19 protein-coding genes are annotated in these 24,444 nt (G+C 39.1%); 7 read left to right on the forward strand and 12 right to left on the reverse strand.

Features of this window, described 5'->3' with window-relative positions; genetic code table 11:
• Window positions 1-2: 2 nt before the first annotated feature.
• From CLV48_RS01400 to CLV48_RS01430, 7 genes are all read right to left on the reverse strand, one after another.
• Window positions 3-842, reverse strand: coding sequence for an agmatine deiminase family protein (locus CLV48_RS01400; protein WP_106565450.1), 840 nt, complete (start codon window positions 840-842; stop codon window positions 3-5).
• Window positions 839-1,261 carry an HNH endonuclease signature motif containing protein gene (locus CLV48_RS01405; protein ID WP_106565451.1) on the reverse strand — a complete coding sequence of 141 codons (423 nt, stop codon included), beginning with the start codon at window positions 1,259-1,261 and terminating at the stop codon, window positions 839-841. Before CLV48_RS01405 ends, CLV48_RS01400 begins: the two co-directional genes overlap by 4 nt.
• 172 nt (window positions 1,262-1,433) lie before the next feature.
• Entirely contained in the window at window positions 1,434-3,179 is a 1,746-nt protein-coding gene (locus CLV48_RS01410; protein ID WP_106565452.1) for a DUF262 domain-containing protein, read from the reverse strand.
• A 208-nt stretch (window positions 3,180-3,387) separates the two neighbouring features.
• Window positions 3,388-3,999 carry a hypothetical protein gene (locus CLV48_RS01415; protein ID WP_106565453.1) on the reverse strand — a complete coding sequence of 204 codons (612 nt, stop codon included), beginning with the start codon at window positions 3,997-3,999 and terminating at the stop codon, window positions 3,388-3,390.
• Window positions 3,980-4,324, reverse strand: coding sequence for an STAS-like domain-containing protein (locus tag CLV48_RS01420; RefSeq protein WP_106565454.1), 345 nt, complete (start codon window positions 4,322-4,324; stop codon window positions 3,980-3,982). The genes CLV48_RS01415 and CLV48_RS01420 overlap by 20 nt, the downstream gene beginning before the upstream one ends.
• Complete coding sequence (locus CLV48_RS01425) at window positions 4,311-5,405, reverse strand: hypothetical protein (RefSeq protein ID WP_146140056.1); 1,095 nt, start codon at window positions 5,403-5,405, stop codon at window positions 4,311-4,313. Before CLV48_RS01425 ends, CLV48_RS01420 begins: the two co-directional genes overlap by 14 nt.
• Window positions 5,406-5,732: 327 nt before the next feature.
• Window positions 5,733-7,190 (reverse strand): Gfo/Idh/MocA family protein, encoded by a 1,458-nt coding sequence (locus CLV48_RS01430; RefSeq protein WP_106565456.1) that lies wholly within the window; start codon window positions 7,188-7,190, stop codon window positions 5,733-5,735.
• A 221-nt stretch (window positions 7,191-7,411) separates the two neighbouring features.
• Here CLV48_RS01430 and CLV48_RS01435 point away from each other — a divergent pair, with 221 nt between their 5' ends.
• The 4 genes from CLV48_RS01435 (at window position 7,412) to CLV48_RS01450 (ending at window position 14,646) form a co-directional block, all read left to right on the forward strand.
• Complete coding sequence (locus CLV48_RS01435) at window positions 7,412-9,019, forward strand: beta-N-acetylhexosaminidase (RefSeq protein ID WP_106565457.1); 1,608 nt, start codon at window positions 7,412-7,414, stop codon at window positions 9,017-9,019.
• Window positions 9,020-9,454: 435 nt separating this feature from the next.
• The gene (locus tag CLV48_RS01440) at window positions 9,455-10,801 is read left to right on the forward strand and encodes an alanine/glycine:cation symporter family protein (protein WP_106565458.1); all 1,347 of its coding nucleotides are present in this window, start codon (window positions 9,455-9,457) and stop codon (window positions 10,799-10,801) included.
• 483 nt (window positions 10,802-11,284) lie between these two features.
• Entirely contained in the window at window positions 11,285-12,385 is a 1,101-nt protein-coding gene (locus CLV48_RS01445; protein WP_106565459.1) for a glycerate kinase, read from the forward strand.
• 248 nt (window positions 12,386-12,633) lie between these two features.
• Entirely contained in the window at window positions 12,634-14,646 is a 2,013-nt protein-coding gene (locus CLV48_RS01450) for an alpha amylase C-terminal domain-containing protein (protein WP_106565460.1), read from the forward strand.
• Window positions 14,647-14,881: 235 nt separating this feature from the next.
• On the opposite strand, the gene CLV48_RS01455 is transcribed toward CLV48_RS01450, so the two are convergent.
• Entirely contained in the window at window positions 14,882-15,754 is an 873-nt protein-coding gene (locus tag CLV48_RS01455; protein WP_170068973.1) for an alpha/beta fold hydrolase, read from the reverse strand.
• Between the two features lie 417 nt (window positions 15,755-16,171).
• Between CLV48_RS01455 and CLV48_RS01460 the strand changes: the two genes are divergently transcribed.
• Both CLV48_RS01460 and CLV48_RS01465 read left to right on the forward strand, forming a co-directional pair.
• Window positions 16,172-17,257: a sensor histidine kinase gene (locus CLV48_RS01460; RefSeq protein WP_106565462.1), complete on the forward strand. Its 1,086-nt coding sequence runs from the start codon at window positions 16,172-16,174 to the stop codon at window positions 17,255-17,257.
• 3 nt (window positions 17,258-17,260) lie between these two features.
• Window positions 17,261-17,959: a LytR/AlgR family response regulator transcription factor gene (locus CLV48_RS01465; RefSeq protein ID WP_106565463.1), complete on the forward strand. Its 699-nt coding sequence runs from the start codon at window positions 17,261-17,263 to the stop codon at window positions 17,957-17,959.
• A gap of 101 nt (window positions 17,960-18,060) precedes the next feature.
• Here the strand turns inward: CLV48_RS01465 and uxuA are convergent, their stop codons facing one another.
• From uxuA to uxaC, 3 genes are all read right to left on the reverse strand, one after another.
• Window positions 18,061-19,239 carry a mannonate dehydratase gene (uxuA, locus tag CLV48_RS01470; RefSeq protein ID WP_106565464.1) on the reverse strand — a complete coding sequence of 393 codons (1,179 nt, stop codon included), beginning with the start codon at window positions 19,237-19,239 and terminating at the stop codon, window positions 18,061-18,063.
• A gap of 132 nt (window positions 19,240-19,371) precedes the next feature.
• Window positions 19,372-20,184: an SDR family oxidoreductase gene (locus tag CLV48_RS01475; protein WP_106565465.1), complete on the reverse strand. Its 813-nt coding sequence runs from the start codon at window positions 20,182-20,184 to the stop codon at window positions 19,372-19,374.
• Window positions 20,181-21,608 (reverse strand): glucuronate isomerase, encoded by a 1,428-nt coding sequence (gene uxaC, locus CLV48_RS01480; RefSeq protein ID WP_106565466.1) that lies wholly within the window; start codon window positions 21,606-21,608, stop codon window positions 20,181-20,183. Before uxaC ends, CLV48_RS01475 begins: the two co-directional genes overlap by 4 nt.
• Window positions 21,609-21,813: 205 nt before the next feature.
• On the opposite strand from uxaC, the gene CLV48_RS01485 reads away from it, so the two are divergent.
• Window positions 21,814-22,830: a LacI family DNA-binding transcriptional regulator gene (locus tag CLV48_RS01485; RefSeq protein ID WP_106565467.1), complete on the forward strand. Its 1,017-nt coding sequence runs from the start codon at window positions 21,814-21,816 to the stop codon at window positions 22,828-22,830.
• A gap of 262 nt (window positions 22,831-23,092) precedes the next feature.
• Here the strand turns inward: CLV48_RS01485 and CLV48_RS01490 are convergent, their stop codons facing one another.
• Window positions 23,093-24,442 (reverse strand): Gfo/Idh/MocA family protein, encoded by a 1,350-nt coding sequence (locus tag CLV48_RS01490; RefSeq protein WP_106565468.1) that lies wholly within the window; start codon window positions 24,440-24,442, stop codon window positions 23,093-23,095.
• Window positions 24,443-24,444 lie beyond the last annotated feature (2 nt).

Raw genomic sequence — 24,444 nt, forward strand, 5'->3', positions numbered from 1 at the left:
CTTTATACTTTAATATTCCATGTCAAGCAGTTAATTACTCCATTGTGCTTTGCTGGATCATTACTTGTTATGGTAATTATTTCTTTATCTGGGAATAATTCCTTTGACTTTTCAATTGCTTTTTGATCTGTCTCTTTCCCAAAAATTGGTAAAAATAGGTGCTTTTCCAATTCAAGGTAATTAAGGTAAAGTCCTGCGGCATCATTATCATCTTCATTGTCGTAAGGGTCGAAAGGAAAAGTTGTCCATTTCAGTCCTGAATTATGCAATGCTCCCAAAAAGTCAATATAATCCTTTTGCTCTTCATTACTGAAATCATTAATTAAAACTTTGTCTTTGCTGATAAACCTCGCCATTCCGTCAATGTGTCCAAGCCAATCACCTTTCTCGACTGGAACTAAAAAAATATCATCCACTTCAAGCAAGTTTTTAAGTTGTTCGATAAGTAGAAGTTCCGGTATATTTTGGTTCTCTGTAAATACCTTGGTAGTCATTAGCACTTTGTCATCCCATCTTGAAATGTTTCCTCCATCGATAACTATGTCTGATTTTATGGTTTGAATTCCAATGGCTTCACAAATTGAATCTACGTCTGAAATTGTCCTTGACCATTTTTTTGTTGAAATCAAATAGTCTGGCTTGTAGGTAAATCTAATAAACCTTTTCTCTGACACTTGAATTGGCATATAATCAACTGCCCAAACATCCTTGGTATTTGGAAGAACCCCAAATGGGATTTTTGCTTGCTCGAGTTTGGATACAAATTCTTTTGTAAACGCCGGATATTTGGTAGAGAGCGTGTCCGCTATGAATACAAAATTTGTTTGGCCGTCTCTAATCATTTCTTTTTGTTCAATAATTTTCTCAAATAGCCAACACGGTCTCTTTGAAACCCTTTGTATTCGTCCCCGTGAAAAACATCACTTTTGTCATTGTTGCAGAAATAACAGCATAACACGCAATTGTCAAGTGAATAATTGTCTTTTGGCTTTAGTCGGTCAATTTCCAACCACATTCCACGGCTTTGTCCACGGCCAAGAATACCGTTTTGAGGAAATCGGTTTGATTTTAAAATTCCTGTCACCACAATCTCTTGGCACTCCTCTTCCTGAAGTCCGCAGAAATGACACTTTTTTTCTTTCGAGTTATACCAATTTTTGAATTCTTCAAAGTCAACAAAGTCGCTTAATCCTTTTTGCTTTCTTCTTGAAAAGTCAGATTTAAGTTTGTCTTCTGGTTTTGGATTGTATTTGAACTCCATGGTGTCTTTTTAAATATTTTCAAACGTTTACTGAGCATCCGCAGTAGAGGATCAATACATCATAGCAAAAGATATCGTGATTTATTCGAGGTAGAATAATCGATTAACCACAGCCTGTACCGGACTTTCGTGGTCTCTCGACATTGAATCAAAAGCCAGTTCGTGCTTGCGTTTACTCTTTTTTTAGCAGGTTTTTCTGTTTCAGAAAATCAATAAAATGATTCAATATATTTTCAGTTCTGGCAATTATGTCTTGCTCTGTAAAATCAACTTTGTTATTTGCCAAACTCACTAGTTCAGAAATAATAGACCCTGCTTTATGTTGTCCTTTATCGTTAGTGAAACCTTTATAATATTTGATTTTGTCACTAAATCTGTAATCAGATGCTCTTATATTAATTTTGTCTTCAAGTAAAGACTTGTTACCAATTGCTTCTAGATATTTGGTATTGCTTAACGACTTGTCATTTTCTTGTCGTTTTTTTGGAAAAATATGCTCAATGTCAAAATTTGTATTGAGAGTAGGGATCTCTTGTTGGTCGTTTATAAATGCCCACCAAGTTAACATTGACCTAGTTATTGGTCTTCCGTTTTTAAATTCAAAATTACTGATTGCTGTTCGTAATGTGTGTTCGTCAAATTTATGTTCATCAAAGCTGACTGAATTATTTGTTACAATATTTATCATCTCAGCATAGACAGGGGTTCTTAATGCGTTAACGCCGGGATTTGTAAAAGCAAATGCCCACACAAATCCGATTGTTTTATTTAAAAATTCATCTAAGCTTTTTTCCTCTAATTGCTCGTTCTCTTTTTTGTTTTTTAGAAAATAAACCGACAAAAAATAAGTCCACATTCCATTTGGTGCGGAGTTTAGAATGAATAATTTTCTTAAAATATTAGGTGAAAATCTTTCCGAATTTTGGTTGTATACATCATGCCAAAAATCCACAAGAATTTTGAGATTTGGCAAGGTTTCATCTTGTTTGAGAATAGCGTATTTTCCTTTTTCATAGAACTTACGTAATGCTTCTGTTGTACTTGATTTTACGCCCTGTTTTGCTCGAACAAAATACATATATCTGGTAAAAAGTTCGTCCATGGGTGTTCCATTCAATGGTTTGAAAATTCTACCAGAAATTTCTTCAAGTTCTTTCCATTGTTCGATAAAACTATCCTTTTGATTCTTTGTGCTGTAATGTTTGTAAAATTGTGCTTTGAATATATCAGCATCAGATAAAGGCAATCCTCTGTCATTTAATGTTGAAAATATTCTCAAAGCTGTATCCTGCGACTCAGCCTCTATCGGCAATAGAATACAATTCCCTAAAATCCTTGCAGGCAAGTAGGCAAAATAGGAGGGATATTCGCTTAAAAAGTTGTCTATTTTTTCTTGAAAAAAACGATAGTTTTTAGCATAGTTACTCTTTTGATCCCGGTTTACAATACCTGTTTTGAGGATTTCTAAAAATTCATCTTTGTCATTATCCGTTGCTACTTCCGAATCAATTTTAAGAACATTTAGATTAGGTTGTCCAAATTCATTTGTTTTCCATAAACATTGGGCTATTCTTTCACGAGTGCTTTTTGAGTTCTCGTCTTGCATATTGCCAAACTTTGCATAAAAAGCTCGCAATAGCAACATCAAAGTAGTTAAACGTTGCTGTCCATCAATTACTTCCTTTTTATTCTTTTCGTTTTCAAAAGTTACTATTGAACCCAAAAAATATTCTTCATTGCTGTCAAATTTATCGCAATTGTTATCGGGAAATGCAAATGTAAAAATGTCATCCCAAAGTGTTTGGCATTGTCCTTCTTCCCAAGCATAAGGTCTTTGATAATCTGGGATAAGGAAGTCAGATTTTTTATCTGAAAAAAGCAACATGATTGTTTTTTGGTCTACATTTAGTTTTGACATATCGATCTTTTTCTTTTTAAATATATTTTTATCCTGAGTGTAGTTTTCTTTTTCGTTAAAATTTTGGTGTTTGCCGCATTGGGGTATTTAAGAGTCTCGCACGTGCGGGATCAATCATCTACAAACTTTTATAGCAGCCATTCACTTAATTAAAATCAAAACCGCCACCTTTAGGTAGGTGCTATTTGGCCGGTGGCTTTTTCATTTTTCATTTTTTATTTATATCAATCTGTAATTCAAGTAATAAATCTTTCAATGTATCAAATTTTACTTCTAACTGCGAAATGCGTTCTTTATTAAAATGTATGATGCTATCTTTAATTTCAATTGGTAAATCTTTTGAATTTAGTTGCTCATCAGTAATTGAAGGGGTGTTGGTCAATGTATTTCTTATGTCAGATAAAATTAGCCTTAGCCGGTCTTTTAAGTCAACATTTATATTAAAATGGCACTTATCGACAATCTTGTAAATAGAGTTTAGTGCGGTATTTATTCTTTTTAAAGATGATGATGCTTCAGATATATGAATTCGACCACTATTTGATTCTAATTGTAAGGATGCTGCAATGTCATAAATATTACCTACTCTGGTAATGATAAGGTCTTTTTCAACTCTATGGTCATTGTTCTTCTTTTCAAAAACAGTTGTGATTAATATCGCTAACCAAGCTGTTACTACTAAGGTCAAGATGTATGAAATATCAATTGTCTTAGAAATTTCAAAATAAGGGACTTCAATAAATCTTGTCAAAACATAACCGAAAGCTATTAATGAAATGTAAATAAACCCTTTAATTAGATTATTTCTTAGATTCTTCATAAGCGTCTTTTAAATAATCATTTACGTCATCAATCAAATAATCTTCTTCGTTCGAGATAATGGTCATTAGTTCCAAAATTCTTTGATATGATAAATCATGTATCCTTATTAATCCACCAAAAGATTCTTCTAGAAATGAAGTACCATAACCAGCAGTCCCATCCAAGTCAACTTCAAAATGAAGGTTTTTTTCTAGTGCTTCAGAAACTTTTGGAAATAGTACTTGTTGACGAAATAATTCTCCCGAAAACTTTCCTTCGTGAATGTATCTTGGTCCAGGAGTTGGGCTAAAATCTTCAAGAACACTTATTTTAATTTTCTCCATAACAATTTAAATTTTCTTTGTTTAACTCCCAATAAACGAAAGTGCCACTAAAAGATTTTGGCATAATTGTAAACAAATCTTTATCAAGACTTGCATGAACATCATTTGTAATAATATTCAAATTACTGATTTGATTTCTTTCTCTGACTTTATTTATACCAGGAAGCCCTTTCCCATGATAAGGTTTCCCTGTTGCTGTTCGGTGAAGTGTACCATCCATTATAAGTTTTAGTAATTCTGCATTATTACCAAATTTCACTCTTTCTTTAAGCTTGTCTACAATTCCAAAGAACTTGCTCCCATGTCGTTTATTGTTTAAACTCGTAAAAACACCTACCCCAAAATCAATAAAAGCAAAACTGACTTTCTTATTATGCTTGTCATGATGTACCGAAAGCCACCAATGTTTTTCGCCTTTTCTGCTATCGTCTGCATGGTTATTTGTATTAAGCATTAGCTCAATTAAAGTTCTTTGAACTCCTTGACATCTCCTTTCTGTACCCCAAATTGTTTTGCTTGCATTTTTAATAAGTTCGTTTCCAAGTTCAGAGTCAACATCTTTCCAAGCATGAGTAACTATTGAACTGTTTTGTCCAAGCTGATACCTATCTTCATTTCTAAAATTTTGGAACAAATATTTTAAAAATTTAGATTCGTCTAAGATTCTTCTAGCGTTCCCATTATCTGGGAAATCTCCATTAAAATCAATTTTGGATGCTTTAAATCGAACCATAATCGAAAGTAATACAACTATTGCATCGTATGTGATTATTTTTACATCTTTTAAAACAACAAAAACTTTTTTCTTTTCATCAAAATGGCTTTTTAACTGCGAAATAAATTCAACAACACCTTCTGAATTATCAATGAAAGAGAAGTTTTCAGGAGCATGAATTCTTTTATAATCTTTGTATGGTTCTTCAAATTTTCTCTTATAAGTTCTTGCTGGTTTACTTACACCTAAGTCAGCTTTGTTCTTAAGTTTTCTGTACTTTTTAAAAATTAATCGACTTTTAAGAGATCGTTTGGCTCTTCTCAAATTATTAATAGAATATTTTCTTGTTGAGTATAATTTTTTCAATTGTCCTTATTTATTAAGCTTACTGCCATTTGACTTATAAATTTTAAAACCTGGAAATACTAATAGGCAACTTGCAACTAAGTCAGTCCCCTCCAAAACTAACATTTCCCAAATTACCAAAAAATACCTTATACAGGGTATTTTTCACCAGAATGAAGGTAAAAAAGGGGTTCTGAAAGGGGCTGAGATAGAAGGGATGGGCTGCCATGAAGGGAATAAAAAAAGCCCGAAGCGTGGGGGCTAAGGGCTGCTGCATTGTACCAAGTACCAAGTACAAAGTACCAAGAAGGGTTCTATTGACGAGGTTTTAAAGAATGAAGTGAGTGGTTACAAACTCCAACCTTCCCTGTACTCCCTTTTTACAAACTGATTGGCGGGTTCAAAGTTGATGACTTTCATATTGGGACCGTCCCAAACCAGCTGAATGCCTCTACCGGGATAGTTGAAGCGGTTGGAACCGTCATTTCTTGGTTCTCTGTAATCATAGCTGCGGATGGCCAGGTTGCCCATCAGCACAGATTCGGTCAGGGGCCCTGCTACGGAGAAAGGTGAACTCAAACGCTCGAATTCTTTGCTGCCATAACCGGCAATACAGGCTTCTACCCAGTTGTTATAATGTCCGCTAGCTCCTCCGGGAACGCGGTACTCGGTCTGGGGAACACTGACTTCTTTGGTTCTGGAAGTGGGAAGAAGCTGTGGATTTGCACCATAAGTGCCGCACATCATCTTGCCTTTAGTACCTTCGATTATCACCCCATTGCCGCCATCGCCCATCACCTCATTCGGTCCCAGTTCATCCGGCCTGCTGGGCTGTATGCCCCCGTCCATCCAGTGGAACTGCAGGTCTTCCTTGCCTTCCCGCTTAAACCTTAGGGTAATATGGGAAGAAGGTGGGCAACTTTCTGGGAAGTACCCTCTTTGGAATTCACCTACATAGACGGAACCTACACTGCATTCTGCTGCAACAGGATAGTTCAAGTTGAGGACCCTAAAAGGAGCTTCCATGTTATGACAGGCCATATCACCCAAGGCACCTGTACCATAATCCCACCATCCTCTCCAGTTGAAAGGATGGAGGTTGTCTACATATTCCCTGTAAGGTGCTACCCCAAGCCATAGGTCCCAATCAAGGTTGGCAGGAGGGGTTGCAGGTGTTGTCGGCCATGGAATGCCCTGAGGCCATACAGGACGATCTGTCCAGCAATACACCCGGGTAGCTTCCCCAATCAGTCCCGCATTGTACCATTCTACCATTTGGCGCACGCCGTCACCTGAAGAACCTTGGTTTCCCATCTGGGTGACTACTTTATACTTCTTCTCTGCCTCTGTCAGCATCCTGGCCTCATAAATGTTATGGGTCAGGGGTTTTTGGACATACACATGTTTGCCTAATTGCATGGCCGCCATTGCCTGAACAGCATGCATATGGTCGGGAGTGGAAATAGTTACTGCATCAATACTTTTGTGCTCTTTTTCAAGCATAATCCTATAATCTTTGTAGAATTTGGCTTTTGGGTGGGCTTCTACACTGCTTTTTGCACGTAAATCATCAACATCACATAAGGCCACAAAATCTGCCTTTCCTGATGAAAAAACACCCCTTACATCCCCTGCACCCATACCACCTACACCTATGCCGGCAACTCTTAAGCGGTCAGAAGGGGCAATGAATCCTGGTCCGCCCAGTACATGCCTTGGTACAAAATAAAATCCAGCCAACGCAGTGGCTGAAGCTTTGATAAAATCCCTTCTAGGATTGCTGGAAGTATTCTCCTTTTTTTTCATTAGGATAGTGGTTTGTTATTATAAGTTGGGAAAATTCCTGATCATTATATAAAAAAATGAACTGGAAAAGGCCCAAGGAAACGATTTTGGAAAGATGGAAGATTTAAATGATAAATGGAAACGGTAAAAGGTTTTTTTAACTTTTCGATAAATAGCACAGGCTTGATTAAAAAAATTAAGTAAGTTTGAAGTCTGACTTAGACCCTAAAAAAGTTTTGACTATGAAGCAATTAAGAAACATGCTATTACTGGTATTGATGGCTATTTTATGCTTTTCCTGTGGTAAAAAGCAAGAGGTGGTTCCTATTGACAAACACAGCATCATACCTGTTCCCGTATCTGTAGCTGCTGAATCCGGCAGTTTTACCTTGAGCAATAAAACAACCATCGTCCTACAATCTGATCCTGCACAGGTACAGATGGTAGCAGAGTATCTGAAGTCTTCTATTGGAGAATTTACCGGACTGGATTTGGTCATTGGTCAAGATGATAAAGACAATGCTATTGTTTTGAGTTTGGATGGTGGCGCTTCTCCCCATGAGGAAGGATACAGCTTAAGCATTTCTGACAAGAAAATATTGATTGCAGCTCCTGCTCCTGAAGGTCTTTTTTATGGCATTCAGACCTTGAAGCAATTGATTCCTGCCCATGGGGGTAGTGCCAAAGGTTCCAACAACCAGTTTTTGATTCCTTCAGGTACTGTACAGGATCATCCTGAATATGCCTACAGGGGCATGATGTTGGATGCGGCCAGACATTTCTTCACTGTAGAGGAGGTGAAAAAACTGATCGACCAAATTGCAGTTTACAAGATCAACCATTTGCACCTACACCTATCCGATGATCAGGGTTGGAGAATTGAGATCAAATCCTGGCCCTTATTGACCACTATTGGTGGTGCCAATCAAGTTGGAGGGGGCAAGGGAGGTTTCTACACCCAGGAAGATTACAAAGAGATCGTAAGCTATGCCCAGAGCAGGTTTATCACCATTGTTCCTGAGATCGATATGCCTGGACATACCAATTCCGCTTTGAATGCTTATGGTATCCTGAATCCGGGTATTACTGTTCCTGAAAAAACGGCCGTAGCCATAGACAGAAAGGCATTGGGTTTGGAAGATGATCCAGATGCGACGCCTTATCATACCGGTATTGAGGTGGGTTTCTCCACTTTGGATACCGACAGTCCTGTCACTTATAAATTTATTGAAGATGTGATCCGTGAAATTTCTGAAATGACTCCTGGTCCTTATTTCCATATTGGTGGGGATGAGTCACATGTAACAGAGATGAAAGACTATATTCCTTTTATTGAAAAGGCACAGTCTATCGTTAGTAAATATGGTAAGAAGAGCTTGGGTTGGGATGAGGTGGCTCATGCCAAGTTGCTTCCCACATCAGTAGCCCAGTATTGGGCCAAGGCAGAGAATGCCATCCTGGCCATCGAGCAGGGGGCTCAAGTTTTGATTTCCCCTGCGGTTAAAGCCTATTTGGACATGCAGTATGATTCTACGACGCATTTGGGCTTGCATTGGGCGGCTTATATTGAGTTGGATGAAGCTTACAACTGGGATCCTACCGAGTTGGAAGAACAGATAAGAAGGGAAAATATCCTGGGCGTGGAAGCACCCCTTTGGACTGAGACCATCATCACTTATGCGGATATAGAGTACATGGTATTTCCCAGATTGGCAGCTATTGCTGAGATAGCCTGGTCTCCAAAGTCAGCCCGAAACTGGGAAGATTTTAGGAGGAGGATTGTATGGCATGGTCAGCGATGGGAAGCCCAAGGGAAGAATTTCTACCGGTCACCAATGGTGGAATGGTAGGTTGGAGAGGTTAGAAGCGAGAGATTAGACTCCAGACTCAAGATACAAGAAATAAGACTTAAGAAGAATCTAAATTCAACAGAAATTTAGTACCTATCCGAAAAGCTGACCGTATGATGGTTGGCTTTTCGGATATTTTTTTTTAAAATGGTTGGAGGTGATGAATGAAAAGCAGCTAGAAATAGACCTCTCTCTCCGTTAGATTGACAAGGTTAGGCTTTTAGCAAAAGCTGCCCTTAAACTATTTAAAGGAAGTGTTCATTTTCTGCCCATTGGAATCTCATTCCTGGTACTTAGTACTTGGAACAATTTATACCTCCAATTTGTAGGAACTTCTTTTTTAATTTAAAGAATCCCTAAGGCATCAAATTACCCATCCCATTTGTCTTTTACCAAAATTGCCATTAATATGCTGTTTCATTTGAAATATGATTCATGGGACAATATATCATTGACTTTAGTAATTGGATTTGGGATACACCAATGTTGGTTTTGCTGATGGGAGGTGGCTTTATTTTATTTGCATATTCCGGTTTTTTGCCTTTCCGTCATTTTGGACATGCCCTTAAAGTTGTCAGCGGGAAATATGACGATCAAAATCTTCCCGGTCAGATTTCTTCCCGTCAGGCGTTGTCTGCAGCTATTGCGGCCACTGTAGGGCTGGGCAATATATCAGGAGTGGCAATTGCTATCAATATGGGAGGTCCGGGAGCAATTTTTTGGATGTGGGTTTCCGCCTTTGTAGGCATGGCTACTAAATATTTCACCTGTTCCCTGGCCATCATGTATCGTGGAATAGATACCGATGGGGTCGTTCAAGGTGGTCCAATGTATGTGATTGAAGAGGGTATGGGTAAAAAATGGAAACCCTTAGCCATTTTGTTTTCTGTGGCAGGTGTTTTGGGCCTTCTCGCCATTTTTCAGGCCAATCAGTTAACAGCTGTACTGCGTTCTGTACTATTGCTCCCAAACGGTTTGGACCATGGGGATACCACCAAATGGATACTTGGTATTTCCATGATGTTGATCGTGGCGGTAGTGATATTGGGAGGAATAAAAAGGATTGCAGCTGTTGCATCCAAACTGGTTCCTTTTATGGTGCTGCTATATTTTGCAACTGTTATGATCATCATGTTCAAATTTTTCGATCAGATTCCGCACATGCTCTGGTTGATCGTGGAAGATGCCTTTACAGGAAATGCAGTTATGGGCGGGGCTGTGGGGGCTGTTATGGTCATCGGAGCAAGAAGAGCAGCTTTTTCAAATGAGGCAGGCATTGGTACAGCCCCTATGGTTCACGGAGCTTCCAAAAACAATGAACCGGTTAGAGAGGGGTTGATTGCCATGTTGGGACCATTTATCGATACTGTGGTAGTATGTACATTGACGGCTTTGGTTATTTTGTTGACAGGTGTTTGGGAAAGCACCGAAAATGATGGAGTGAGGTTGACGCTTTCAGCTTTTGAAATCGGTTTGCCTGGGATAGGAAAATACCTTTTGATGGTGGCTGTATTGGTTTTTGCACTTTCCACTATGTTCACTTACTCTTATTATGGACACAAATGCTTCAATTACCTCTTTGGAGCTGACAAAGCAAAATATTACAATTACTTCTACCTGATAACCATTGTGGCAGGTGCTGTTGTTTCTTTGGAAGTAGTAGTAAGTTTTATTGATGGCATGTATGCCATTATGGCCATTCCAACTATGATTTCCACGATTTACTTGGCGCCCAAAGTGAAGGCAGCTACGAAGGAGTATTTTGGAAGGATGAAAGGGTAGAAATTTCGGAAGTGGGAAGGCGGATTTCTGAAGTTTTGAACCATTAAGTTTTCATTAAGAGCCAAGGCAAAAGTAAAAATTAAAAGGAGGGAGTCTTTATAAGTTTGAGTTCCTCAGTTCTTTAAAAGATCGGTTCTTTTGACCGCTAAGCATAATATGGGCAAATAAGAAATAGGGTTAATTCATTCATCAGGGTTGAACTGAATAGGGCTTCTCCTTGTCACCTCGATTCCAAGAGCTGTACGGGAGAGACAACTGAAGCAACGATTGATTGGATTTCTCTCTTCTACCAATGACAAATAGCCATTTCTCGCAGCGATCTCAGCAACTGCGATGCATCCCACTGCGTGAAACCTTTTGTCTATTAATGATCTGTAAATGCTGAATTTAAAAATTTCGGAATGACAAGGATAGGCTTTCTTTTAAACTATTCTGATATTTTTTTGGCATTAAATTTAGAAATTATAAAAACGCTTAATTCAAATGAAAATCCTGATATCCCCCAATGCATTTAAAGGAACCATAGAGGCGGATGAGGCGGCGGAGATCATCCGAGGGGCAATTATGGGTGTTTATCCAAATGCGGAAACAGCGGTATTGCCCATTGCAGATGGGGGAGATGGTACCTGTTATTTATTGGGAAAAGCCTTGGGCTTGGAATCTGAGGAGATCTGGGTGCTGAATGCATTGGGCAGGTCTGTCAAGGGGTATTTCTTTTATGATACCAATAGCAAAACCGCTTACCTGGATGTTTCAACGGTTTCAGGAATCAAACACCTCCAAACCGCAGAAAGAAATCCATGGGTGGCCAGTACCTACGGGACAGGACAATTGATTCAAGCTGCCATCAAAGCAGGTGCCAATCATATTGTTTTAGGACTGGGCGGTTCGGCCACGGTGGATTTGGGAATAGGGATATTAGCTGCATTAGGATTTGGTTTTTTAAATGAAAAAGGCAGGGAAACTCCTTTGTTCTCGGATACATTTTTGGATAAAATAAATCATATCCAAAGACCAGTGCATTCATTAGACATCCGTTTTACCTGTCTTTGTGATGTTAACCATACATTTTGGGGATCAAAAGGAGCCATACCAGTATTCGGCCCACAAAAAGGTTTGTCTCCTTATGAAATTCCCAACTTGGAAAAAACCTGTGAGGGTGTTTTGGCGCTTTTATCTCAAAAAGCCAAGAAAGAGGTCCTGGATCAAAAAGGGTTTGGTGCTGCTGGAGGAATTGCTTACGGGCTTTCTTTCTTTTTTGACACAGAAATTCAAATGGGGGCCCAGTGGTTCTTTGAAAAAGTTGGCATGGAAGAAAAGGTTAAATGGGCGGATCTGGTGATTACCGGTGAGGGAAAGTATGACCACCAATCTGCAGGAGGAAAGGGGAGTTACGAGCTATTACAGTTATGTAAGCAAGCAGACAAGCCTTGTTATTTAATTACCGCAGGAGATGATTTTGAGGGTTCGGGTTTCAAAAAAGTGCTGGTTTTACCAGATCTGGATTTTTCAAGTGCTGATTTTCGACATAAGGCAAAGGAGAACCTAAGGAAATCGATTGTAGAACTAAGCACCGATGAATGATGATGAACGCAGAAGAAGGTCCAAGGCAAAAGTAAAAAGTGGAATCCGAAATGTTTGGGAGATGGTTTTTGGACTAATGTAGGTTGAATTCTTTTTTTATAAAGTTTAGACCAGGGAAGGATACTACGCAGTTAGCCCATGGGTATAATGGAAAGTATTTGGTAAAACAACATGCAAAATTAACTTACTTGTAGTTCTGTGATGTGATTTATTTTTTATCTTTAAATCTAACTAACTGCAGATTTTTTGTGGAAAATCAGAAAATTTTAGCCTTGGCCAAGGAAGAAGACTGGCTAAAGGATTATTCAGAAGATATTTATGAAAGGTACCTGAGGTACAAATATACCCTTCAGGACATTGAACAAGGCTATGGAAGCATTTTGGAATTTGCCCGGGCACATGAATACTATGGGGTAAATTTTGATCCCCTCCGCAATGGCTGGATTTATAGGGAGTGGGCTCCTAAAGCGTATAATCTATTCCTGATGGGAGATTTCAATGGCTGGAACAGGTACAGCCATCCCATGAAAAAGAACCATAGAGGGGATTGGGAGATATTTTTACCCTTTGACGAATACAAAGAACGATTTACTCATGGTTCTAAAATCAAAGTGAATGTAGAAGCGAAAAACGGAGCCTTGGACCGGATTCCCGCCTACATCAGAAGGGTGGTGCAGGATGAAAAGACGCATGATTTTGCCGGGCAACTTTGGTTTCCCACTAAGCCTTTTGTATGGACAGACCATGCTTTTGATCCTTCTGAAAATCTGATGCAGCCCCTGATTTATGAATGCCATGTGGGTATGGCCCAGGAAAAAGCAGGTGTGGGAACCTATATTGAATTTGCAGAAGAAATCTTGCCTAGGATCAAAAAAGCAGGTTACAATACCATACAGATTATGGCCATTATGGAACACCCCTATTATGGCTCATTTGGTTACCATGTATCCAATTTCTTCAGTCCATCTTCACGATTTGGAACTCCGGAAGAACTCAAATTCCTGATCAATAAAGCCCATGAAATGGGAATTTCGGTCATTATGGACCTTGTGCATTCCCATGCGGTCAAAAATGTCCTCGAAGGATTAAACGAATTTGATGGTTCTGAGCATCAGTATTTCCATCCAGGGGGAAGAGGTTACCATGAAGGTTGGGATTCCAAATTGTTTGATTATGGTAAAAAAGAAGTAAGGCAATTTTTGCTTTCCAATGTAAGATATTGGATGGAGGAATTCCATTTTGATGGATTCCGTTGGGATGGGGTTACTTCCATGCTTTACCTGCATCATGGCCATGTATCTTTTGACAATCCTGCCAAATATTTCAGGGATGGGGTAGACTGGGATGCAGTGATTTATTTGCAATTGGCCAATAAACTTATCCATGATTTTTCCAGACAGGCATTGTCTATTGCAGAAGAAGTAAGTGGTATGCCTGGATTGTGCAGGAGACACGAAGAAGGTGGTTTGGGTTTTGATTTTCGCTTGGGTATGGGTATTCCGGATTTTTGGATCAAAACACTTAAGCATAAACCTGATGAACATTGGGATATGTTTGAAATGTGGCATGAACTAAGCAACAGGCCCAAGAAAGAAAGAACCATTGCCTATGCGGAATCCCATGATCAGGCCCTAGTGGGGGATAAATCCATTGCTTTCTGGCTAATGGATAAGGAAATGTACACAAGCATGACTAAACTGCAGACAAGCCTTGTGGTGGATAGGGGTGTGGCCCTGCACAAGATGATCCGGCTGATAACCATTGCATTGGGAGGTGAAGGTTATATGAATTTTATAGGAAATGAGTTTGGGCATCCTGAATGGGTGGATTTCCCTCGTGAGGGAAATGACTGGAGTTATCAATATGCCCGAAGACAATGGTCTTTAGTAGATACAGAACACTTGCGCTACCATGATCTGAATGAATGGGATAGGGATATGGTTGAAACAGTCAAAAAACACTTTGTATTGGTGGCACCTCATGCGGAGCAGCTGTTTTTGGATCCTGACAAAAAAGTACTGGTTTTCTTTCGAGCTAATCTCATTTTTGCATTTAACTTTCATGTTTCAGAATCCTATTTTGGATTGGAATTTGAAGTGCCAGAGGCTGGACAATATCAAATAATCCTGAATTCAGACAATAAGCAATATGGAGGATTTGATAGGGTATGCGATCAGTTTGATTACCCTACTGACAAAAAAAATAAAATCAAATTGTATTTACCTAATAGGACTGCCCTGGTTCTAAAAAAAATACAATAAGTAAAAAGGGCCCCAAAAGGGCCCATTATACACAATGACTTTCATCAACTAAACTAAAAGAGAAAAGCCGTACTCTCCGTATGAGCAGTAGGAAAATCTCCTGTCATTGCATGCTATTACATGTTTTTAACGGGAGACATCCTTTAAGGTTTATGAAACTTGATCTTTCCTTAATTTTTTCTGATGAGCGGTGAATGGCAGGTTAAACCATCATTCACCTCATTTTTTGTCCCCATTATTCGGACAGAAACTTTTCTACTTGTTCATAGAACCACTCCGGTTCATCGTAGAAAATGAAATGGTAGGCTGATGAAGCCATTTCCAGTCTGGCAGCAGGGATTAAATTGATTTGATTAAGGAAGTTTGTGCTAATTGCTTCTTTGGTAAAACCATACTGTCCATAAGCTGCCCAGGAACCCAAAACCAATGTCGGAGTTCTGATTTTGCTCATTAAAGGACGAATATCAGTTGTGAACATTTCAGTATAAGCCTGCCCGACCACTTCGGGATGGCTGTTGAGGCCCATTTTAACCACTTTTTCATGTTTGTCCTTATTGCGGATCATTCCGGCAACAATCATTTCCTGATTGGCTTTAGTTTGGCCATCACTCATTTGTCTCATTCCTACTTTCATTTGATCCGCCATATTTTGAGCTACTTCTGGGGTAATCCCTGGCATTTGAGCTGCTGGAAAATAAGGAATGCCATCGACTGAGATGATGCGAGAAAGCAGTTCCTGCTCAACTGCCCCAATCCATAATCCCAAAAACCCACCCATACTATGACCGACAAATACTGCATTCTGAAGAGAATTATTTTTGATGTATGCAATGATCTCATCCCGGATTTGGGTAAGATAATGAGGGGATTCAATCTTTTCGTTGTTTCCAAATCCTTTGATGGATACCAAATGAAATTGGTACCGATCTTTGTAATTCTGTACAAATTCATCCCAAACAGAGGAATCACACGACATGCCATGTACTAGGATAAGGGGTCTTCCTTTTCCTACAACCTCAACATTGACCATGGCTGTGCTGGCATTTACAATTTGTAAGCTGCATGCAAAAAGAATTACAAGCAAGTAGTTGAATACTGATGTTTTCATGGTTTTTAGCTTTTGTTTGCTCCAAAGTTGGATGAACCATTTCATAGGGAAAAGTTTTGTTGACCAATTGCAAACCTTTTCTGACCAATTGGATCAGGGAAATGAAAAATTCCGAAAAATAGGTTCCTGGGTTTTTTTCAGCTTAATTCCTTTAATACTTGGAAATTATTCCCCTTGGTCAGGATATCCTTACAATTGGTCAATCGATCTTTAATCTTAGGCCCTGAGAATGTAAATTGTTACTTCTGATTTGCATGATTATTTTCCAATGCCAATCAATTAATTAATAGTACGGCAAAATTTCCAAAGTTCCGATTAGCCAAGGAGTTTTCAATTTGGACCTTAGTCAACTTTAGAAAAGTTGCAAACACCCTATTAGCTATTGAAAAGATATTCAAATTTTATCTAGGTTTGATTATGACATCCAATTCTTCAAATGAGGCAGTGAAAAACTTATCCTGGTATGCCATGGGACAGAAAGTGGCTAATGTTTTTGCCAAAAAGTATGTTTACCATCCCCTCTTTTGGCTCTTCTATTTTGTATTCTTTTACAATGCATACAATAAATTGTATGAGGACAAGGTATTCCTTATCGTCCTAATTTTTCTTTATGGTATTTCCCATTTTGGTTTGTATTACATCTTTCAGTATAGTTCACTAAAAAATTGGTTGAAAAACAAAAGATTTTGGCTTGTACCTGTGGTATTTGGATTTTTCGCAATTGTCTTTGGGCTCCTCAATTTTCTGTTTATTTCACTAATTTTTGACAAAGATCTCAACCAAGTATTCCAGGCATCTACGTGGTCAATAATAATTTACATGATTACTTCCAATATATTTACTCCGGTAATATTTTTGGGATTAAAAGCACAAAAAGAAGTGCGGAAATCGAGAATTCTGGAAGAGAAAAAGGAAAAGGAGAGGATAAAAGACGAGCTGCATTATTTAAAATCCCAAGTAAATCCCCATTTCCTTTTCAATACCATCAATTCCATCTATGTTTTGATCAAAATAGATCCTGACAAAGCCTCTGAGACCCTGATTAAACTGTCCAACCTATTGCGGTCCCAACTTTATGAATTTTCTGCTGAAAGGATAGACATCCAAAAGGAATTGGAGTACCTTGAAAACTATATTGAACTGGAAAAAATCCGTAAAGGTGAACGGCTCGATTTTAAATTAGAGAAAGAGGGAGACCTACAAGGCTTTCAGATAGCACCTTTGGTTTTGATACCATTTTTGGAGAATTGTTTCAAACACCTCTCCACTCACTTGGACCGGCACAATCTGATCCGGGTAAAGATTAAACGAATTGGGAACACACTTGAAGCGGAATTTTTCAATACTACGGAACAATTGTCCCAAGATCAAAAAAATCCTATTGGTGGTCTAGGGCTGGGCAATATCCGGAGAAGACTTGAGTTGGTTTATCCGGATCAATATAAGTTGAGTATCAAAAAAGGGGAGGGGGATTTCAGGGTTAATTTGAAAATTAATTTTTAACACATGAGAATAAGGACTGTTATCGTAGAGGATGAACCTTTGGCAAGAGAGGGCCTTAAGAGTTATATCAGAGAAATTGAAGTATTGGATTTGTTGGGAGCATGTGAAAATGCACTTGAAGCCAATACTGTCATTGCCAATGAAAAGCCCGATTTAATTTTCCTGGATATTCAGATGCCCAAGATTACGGGTATTGAATTTTTAAAAAGCCTGACCAATCCGCCTTTGGTAATTTTAACTACAGCTTATCCTAATTATGCCCTGGAAGGCTATGAGTTGGATGTGGTGGATTATTTGGTGAAGCCTTATCCTTTTGACCGCTTCCTCAAGGCTGTCAATAAGGCCAGGGAAAAATTAGCCCACAAGCAGCAAATTCTGGTTATCAAGGAACCGCGCGATTTTATCTATGTCAAAGTGGACAATGCTTTAAAAAGGGTCAACCTGGAAGATATTTTATTGGTGGAAGGAATGGAAAATTATGTAAAAATCTATACCCCTTCAGAAAAGTTGATTTCCCTTATGACTTTGAAAAGTATGGAAGAATCCCTTCCTAACGAAAACTTCCTCCGGGTGCATAAAACCTATATCATTGCCAAAAATAAGGTCCTGGGTATAATGGGAAATGAACTGGATATGGGCATCAAAAAAGTACCTTTTTCCAGAAACAGGAGGAATGAAATCATACGGATTTTGACAGGTTAAGGCTAATTCCTGAAAAAATAAACCCCATATTTCCATAATTCATAAGCATGCTACAGGTGAAAAGGGAAATATGGGGAAAATGATTTTTAGAAAGGCATGATTTATACCACACCCGCATAAATCAGACCAGCCTCTACACCTCTAATTTCTGCCAGTCCCTTTAATCTACCTATTGCAGTATAACCTGGGTTAACAATAGGTTTGGATATATCATCCAACATTTGATGGCCATGGTCAGGCCGCATGGGAATGGAAATTCCTCTTCTTTTTTGGACTTTCAGAATTTCATGGATTACTGCCTCCATGGGTACATCCCCTTCCAGGTGATTGTCCTCAAAAAAATTCCCTTCAGCATCTCTGGTAGTAGCTCTAAGGTGAATAAAGTGAATATAGTCCCCAAATTTCTCTACCATGGCAGGTAGGTCATTGTCTTCCCTTACGCCGTAAGAACCTGTGCAAAAAGTAAATCCATTATTGGGACTGCCATTGTCTGAAATCATCCTTTGCATATCCTCAGCTGTGCTTACTACCCGAGGTAGTCCAAAAATATCGAATGGAGGGTCATCGGGATGGATACACATTTTAACTCTATTTTGTTCAGCTACAGGTAAAATCTCATCCAAGAATTTCCTCAAGTGATCGGCTAACTCTTTGTGACCTATACCTTTGTAAGTGTCTAAGGCTTTTTGGAATTCTTCCAAGGTATAGCCTTCTTCAGAGCCAGGAAGCCCTTTAAGGATGTTGTCCTGCACCCTTTTGAGGTCTTCTTGGGAAGCATTATCAAAGAATTCTTTGGCTCTTTGAATTTCTTTTTGGGAATAGGCCCTTTCAGCCCCAGGTCTCTTAAGGATAAAAAGATCAAAGGCAATAACTTCTTTTTTTTCAAACCGCAATGCCTTGGCACCATTCGGTAAGTTCCATGCCAACTCAGTGCGTGTCCAGTCCAATATGGGCATGAAATTGTAACAAATGATGCGAACTCCTTCGGCAGCCAGGTTGGCAATAGTCTGCTTATAATTTTCAATATATTCCTGGTATTTTCCAGTTCGGGTTTTGATGTTTTCATGTACAGGGACAGACTCTACAACAGACCAGCTTAGACCAGCAGCTTCGATGATGTCTTTCCTTAATTTGATCTCTTCCCTGGACCAAACGTCACCATTGGGAATATGATGCAATGCAGAAACAATTCCTGTAGCACCAGCTTGTCGGATATCTGCCAAACTAACAGGGTCCTTGGGACCATACCAGCGCATGGTCTGCTCCATTTTGTATATCATGGGAATGTGTTAAGTTAATTAGTGGATTAGGTAATAAGTTATTGATTAATTGGTTGTAATGGTTTCTCTGTACAATTAGTTCAAGGTTCAATGTTCATAGTGCTTTGTACAAAGTTGAGCTGTTTTCCATTCTCAAACTCCAGAATATGCTGAAAACCCCCCATCTACCGGAATGATTGTGCCGGTTACAAAACGGGAAGCGTCAGAACATAACCACTGCAAAGTTCCCATGAGATCATCAGGATTGCCAAACCTGCCCATTGGGGTATGTTGTATGATTTGCTGGCCACGCTGGGTGAGTTTTCCATCAATTTCGGTCAGAAGGCTTCGGTTTTGCTCTGTTAGGAAAAAACCGGGAGCAATTGCATTTACTCTGAAATCCGGCCCATGTTTGTGGTTGAGTTCCACGGCCAACCATTTGGTCAGGTTGTCAATGGCTGCTTTAGCCGAAGCATAACCTGCCACGCGTGTCATTGGCCTGCTGGCTGCCATGGAAGAAATGTTAATGATATTTCCTGAACCATTAGCCAGCATCAGGGGCAAGAAATGTTTGGTAGGAAGAAAGGTGCCCTGGTAATTCAGATCCATAACTTTTTTCATGGCATCAGCTGAAAGATCAGCTATTGTTTGATCTGGCCTTACTACAGCTTCCGGCATATTGCCACCTGCCAGATTAATTAAAATATCTATTTTTTTGTACCTTTTTTGAATTTGAGCCGCTGCTTGGATTAAATGGTTTTCAGAAGTGACATCTGCAAGGAATGCATCAGCTTTTCCACCTAGTTCTCTGATTTCTTCGACAAGATGTTCAATTTTGGATGCAGTCCTCCCGATGATAATGATTTGTGCTCCTTCTCTGGCAAGGTGTTGTGATATTGTAGTTCCCAGAACTCCGGTGGCACCTGTAATAATTATTTTTTTATTTTTTACGGAGAATAATTTCATGATTGATTGGGGAATTGAAAATAATCCTTGGCATTATGATAGCAGATATCCTGGATAATTTTACCTATCCATTTTTCATCTTGGGGAAGCATGCCTTTTTGGATATCCTTGCCGAACAAGTTACAAAGTATTCTGCGAAAATACTCATGCCTTGGAAAGGAAAGGAAGCTCCTGGAATCAGTCAACATGCCTACGAAGGTGGCAATCAGCCCCATATTGGACAATATGTTCATTTGAGCTTCCATGCCGTCTTTCTGGTCCAAAAACCACCAGCCTGATCCGAATTGAACTTTTCCTCTTATGCTGCCATCATTGAAATTCCCGCACATGGTTGCAAAGACCTCATTATCACCTGGGTTAAGGTTATAAAGTACGGTTTTGCTGAGTTGGTCAGTACTGTCCAGTTCATTCAGAAATGCAGAAAGTCCCAAAGCCTGAGGATAATCTCCAATGGAATCGAATCCTGTATCTGGACCTATTTTTTTGAACATCCTGCTGTTATTGTTACGCATAGCTCCAAGGTGGAACTGCTGGGTCCAACCTTTGGCATGGTACATTTTGCAAAGTTCCAAAAGGGTTTTGAACTTAAAAAAGGCAACTTCCTCTTTGTCCAAAAGCAATCCGGAAAGTACTTTTTTAAACAGGATGTGCAGATCAAATGGTGCATTGCTGAAATAATAGATTTGTTCTAGGCCATGATCAGATAACCTGCAGCCATTTTGGTGAAAATAATCAATACGTTGTTTCAATGCTTCTAATAAATCATCATAAGAGTTGATGTTTATTTTTGAAACAACCTCCAGTTTTTGGAGGTAATGCCTATAACTTGCCGGATTTTCCACTGCAAAAGATTTGTCCGGTCTGAATGCAGGAAACAAGCCAAAGTTTCCAGGATTTGTGTTATAAGCTTGGTGATGTTCCAAACTGTCTGTAGGATCATCTGTAGTACATACCACTTCCACCTTCATTTTTTCCAGCAATGCGCGGGAACTGAAATCGGGACTGTTGGTCTTTGCAGAGGTGATCTCATATATTTCTTTAGCATTATTTCCATTAAGAAGATCATTAATGCCAAAATACCGTTTCAGTTCTAAGTGTGTCCAATGGTACAATGGATTTCTAACTGTAAAGGGAACTGATTCCCCCCATTTTTGGAATTTTTCCTCGTCACTACCATTTCCTGTTATATAGACCTCATTAACTCCTAAAGTTCGCATCGCCCTCCATTTGTAATGGTCTCCAGCTAACCAAATCTGGGTTGTATTTTCAAATACTTTATTTGTGGCAATTTGATCAGGCGGAAGGTGGTTATGGTAATCTATGATTGGTAAAGATTTGGCATATTCATGATAAAGGGTTTTTGCAAATTCATTTTCCAATAGAAAATCTTCATCCAAAAAGGGTTTATTGTTGGTTGCTGACATAACTGAAATAGGTTAACAGGCTAATCAAGCTTAATTTTAAGGATTAAAATGGAGTTTTTGAACCCATCCTTCATATTTAATTGTGGAATCGTTTCCGTGATTTATACTTTCAAATCTGACCACCTTCGGTTACTGAAATTTAAATTTCTTATATTTCCGAATGTTTGAAAGAGTTAAAGAATAAAACCTTTTCGGACCGCAGAAAATGACCAAGATCAATATCAAGTATTTAGCGGAAAAACTGAACATGGCACCATCCACTGTCTCAAGGGCTTTGAATGATAGCTATGAAATCAGTAAGGCTACCAAAGAGAAGGTGATGGCATTGGCCAAGGAGTTGAATTATCAGCCTAATCCTTACGCAAGGAGCCTCAGGGCTCATAGAAGCAAAACCATTGGAGTCATTATTCCGGAGCGGATCAACAATTTTTTTGCACAGGTCATTGATGGGATTGAGGAGATTACACAACAGTACGGTTACCATCTTTTGGTTTATAATTCCCATGAAGACGTTGAACAAGAGAAGAAAATCATATCTTATCTACTTGGAGGCAGGGTCGATGCTATTGTGATGTCTGTTTCAAGTCAGACCAGTAGCACGGAGCATTTGGAGCAGGTCCTCCGGCAAGGTATTCCTATTATTTTCTTCGATAGAATAGCTCAAAATATACCTACTACGAAATTCATTACCAATGATTACCAAAGTGGATTTGATGCTACCATGCACTTGATACAAAGTGGCTGCAGGAAAATTTATTTTTTACTCCTCTCCAAGGAAATCACTATCGGCAAAGAGAGGCTAAGGGGATATTTAGATGCCATAAAGGCCTCAAATCTTCCATTTTTGGAGAATTGGGTTATTCAATGTTATCAGGAAGAAAAGAAAAATTTGGAGTTAATCAAATCTTTCCTTTATCCTATGGACCGGCCTGATGGAATTTTGTCTTCAGTAGAAAAATTGGCCATTTCTGCTTATCATGCTATTAAACAGACCAAACTTCGGATCCCTGAGGATATCAAATTGATAACTTTTTCCAATTTGAAAATAGCAGATCTAATGAACCCGCCTCTCTCCACTATTTCCCAACCTGCTTATGAAATCGGTCGGGAATGTGCCAAATTGCTAATGAATAACCTTAACAAATCCAAACAGATTTCCATTGAAGACAAAGTAATTACTATTCCTTCAGTAATCCATGTTAGGTCTTCTTCTTGCTCTTGAGGGTTAAGGGATGGGTATTTGACGGGTATTTATATTTTAACTTTGCTGAACACCAATCAATTGATTGACCAAAAAGGCTGTTTATTGAAACTAAAAAAAGCTGTCCATAATGACAGCTTTTTCCATTTAATAGGTTTGAGGAATTATTTACTAAAGTCAATAATTGAAAGTGCTAATTTATTGATTTATTGTGAGATATGTTGACTGTATTTCGACAAATTTTAATTGAATATTTGCAATCTTTACCAAAACCTCCTTCTTTTTATAGTTTTGGTTCCCAGCCTTTTTCATATACTCTGGACCAAAGCTCCATACCTTTCCTGTTGTAGATATGTCCATTAGCAGGGTTGCAGTCGAAATTTTCACCGATCCTATAGGAAATATTGGCCAAATGACAGAGTAAGGTAGAAACTGCTCCTTCTTCAATGGTTGAATTCTGTTTTTCCTTGCCTCTTATAGCTTCAAAGAAATTTACCACGTGATCTGTGGTATTATCTCCACCACCACCTAAATTAGTGCTGCCTTCTTCACCACGGGATTTGACTTCCCGGATTAATTTGCCGCTTTTATCATAGAGTCTGTATAACGACCGGTTGACAAATACAGAACCTTCTGTACCATAGATTACTGTGCCCCTGTCAGCACCATAAGTCAGGTATCCATTGCGGCTCTGCCCATCCCATACAATGGTTTTATCTCCTTCAAATTTATATGTTGCATACATGGTATCATACATGGTCCAGCCATCATCCTGAAAATGGTATTTTCCAGCATCCACACTTACATGGCTAGGGAATTCCACTTGCAGGGCCCATCTTGCCACATCAAGTTCATGTGTGGCATTGTTACCGGTTTCGGCCGTGCCATAATCCCATCCATACCAGTGCCAGTTATAGTCCCAGGTATCATGTGTATATTTTCGCCTTGGTGCGGGTCCTTGGAACAATTCCCAGTCTAGACCTGCAGGAGGGGCCTGTTCCACTTGATTGGGCACCCTGCCGCGGTTATTAATATAAAAGGCTACTGCTCTGTAAGGCTTCCCGATCACTCCACCATGAATTTCTTTGATAATTTCTATGGTATGGTAAGAAGATCTCTGCTGATTGCCCATTTGAATTACCTTCTTGTATTTATTTTTAAAATCAACTAGTAATTCCCCTTCTCTTGGATTGTGACTACAGGGTTTTTCCACATAGACGTGCTTTCCTGCTGCCACAGCCAACCAAGTCCCCGGTGCATGCCAATGGTCAGGAGTAGCATTGATCAGTACATCGATTTCTTTGTTTTCGATGACTTTCAGAATACTGTTTTCCAATTTGGGCTTGTAATCAATATGCATAGCAAAACTGGCTGCCCCTTTGATCCTCTGGGATTCCATTACATCGCAGAGCGTATGCAATCTTACATTACTTTCCTTCCTTGCGATAGGTGCATAAAAAGCCCCTAATCTCCTTCCCAATCCCGCTATAGCCACATTCATGCGTTCATTGGCACCAATGATATTTCCATAACTTTTGGCAGAGAAACCTAATGCGCCAAGGGAAGACATTCCTACTGTGGCTAAAGTAGACTTTTTTAAAAATTCCCTGCGCTTATTCAAATCTTTGTCCATAT

The organism is Cecembia rubra (assembly GCF_003014575.1).
GTDB lineage: Bacteria > Bacteroidota > Bacteroidia > Cytophagales > Cyclobacteriaceae > Cecembia_A > Cecembia_A rubra.

What these genes read in the sequence shown, in the direction of transcription:
- CLV48_RS01490 (WP_106565468.1), bottom strand. Translation starts at nt 24,442, where the DNA reads ATGGACAAAGATTTGAATAAGCGCAGGGAATTTTTAAAAAAGTCTACT.
- CLV48_RS01440 (WP_106565458.1), top strand. Translation starts at nt 9,455, where the DNA reads ATGGGACAATATATCATTGACTTTAGTAATTGGATTTGGGATACACCA.
- uxuA (WP_106565464.1), bottom strand. Translation starts at nt 19,239, where the DNA reads ATGATATACAAAATGGAGCAGACCATGCGCTGGTATGGTCCCAAGGAC.
- CLV48_RS01410 (WP_106565452.1), bottom strand. Translation starts at nt 3,179, where the DNA reads ATGTCAAAACTAAATGTAGACCAAAAAACAATCATGTTGCTTTTTTCA.
- CLV48_RS01460 (WP_106565462.1), top strand. Translation starts at nt 16,172, where the DNA reads ATGACATCCAATTCTTCAAATGAGGCAGTGAAAAACTTATCCTGGTAT.
- CLV48_RS01435 (WP_106565457.1), top strand. Translation starts at nt 7,412, where the DNA reads ATGAAGCAATTAAGAAACATGCTATTACTGGTATTGATGGCTATTTTA.
- uxaC (WP_106565466.1), bottom strand. Translation starts at nt 21,608, where the DNA reads ATGTCAGCAACCAACAATAAACCCTTTTTGGATGAAGATTTTCTATTG.
- CLV48_RS01400 (WP_106565450.1), bottom strand. Translation starts at nt 842, where the DNA reads ATGATTAGAGACGGCCAAACAAATTTTGTATTCATAGCGGACACGCTC.
- CLV48_RS01420 (WP_106565454.1), bottom strand. Translation starts at nt 4,324, where the DNA reads ATGGAGAAAATTAAAATAAGTGTTCTTGAAGATTTTAGCCCAACTCCT.
- CLV48_RS01430 (WP_106565456.1), bottom strand. Translation starts at nt 7,190, where the DNA reads ATGAAAAAAAAGGAGAATACTTCCAGCAATCCTAGAAGGGATTTTATC.
- CLV48_RS01405 (WP_106565451.1), bottom strand. Translation starts at nt 1,261, where the DNA reads ATGGAGTTCAAATACAATCCAAAACCAGAAGACAAACTTAAATCTGAC.
- CLV48_RS01465 (WP_106565463.1), top strand. Translation starts at nt 17,261, where the DNA reads ATGAGAATAAGGACTGTTATCGTAGAGGATGAACCTTTGGCAAGAGAG.
- CLV48_RS01475 (WP_106565465.1), bottom strand. Translation starts at nt 20,184, where the DNA reads ATGAAATTATTCTCCGTAAAAAATAAAAAAATAATTATTACAGGTGCC.
- CLV48_RS01445 (WP_106565459.1), top strand. Translation starts at nt 11,285, where the DNA reads ATGAAAATCCTGATATCCCCCAATGCATTTAAAGGAACCATAGAGGCG.
- CLV48_RS01485 (WP_106565467.1), top strand. Translation starts at nt 21,814, where the DNA reads ATGACCAAGATCAATATCAAGTATTTAGCGGAAAAACTGAACATGGCA.
- CLV48_RS01455 (WP_170068973.1), bottom strand. Translation starts at nt 15,754, where the DNA reads ATGAAAACATCAGTATTCAACTACTTGCTTGTAATTCTTTTTGCATGC.
- CLV48_RS01415 (WP_106565453.1), bottom strand. Translation starts at nt 3,999, where the DNA reads ATGAAGAATCTAAGAAATAATCTAATTAAAGGGTTTATTTACATTTCA.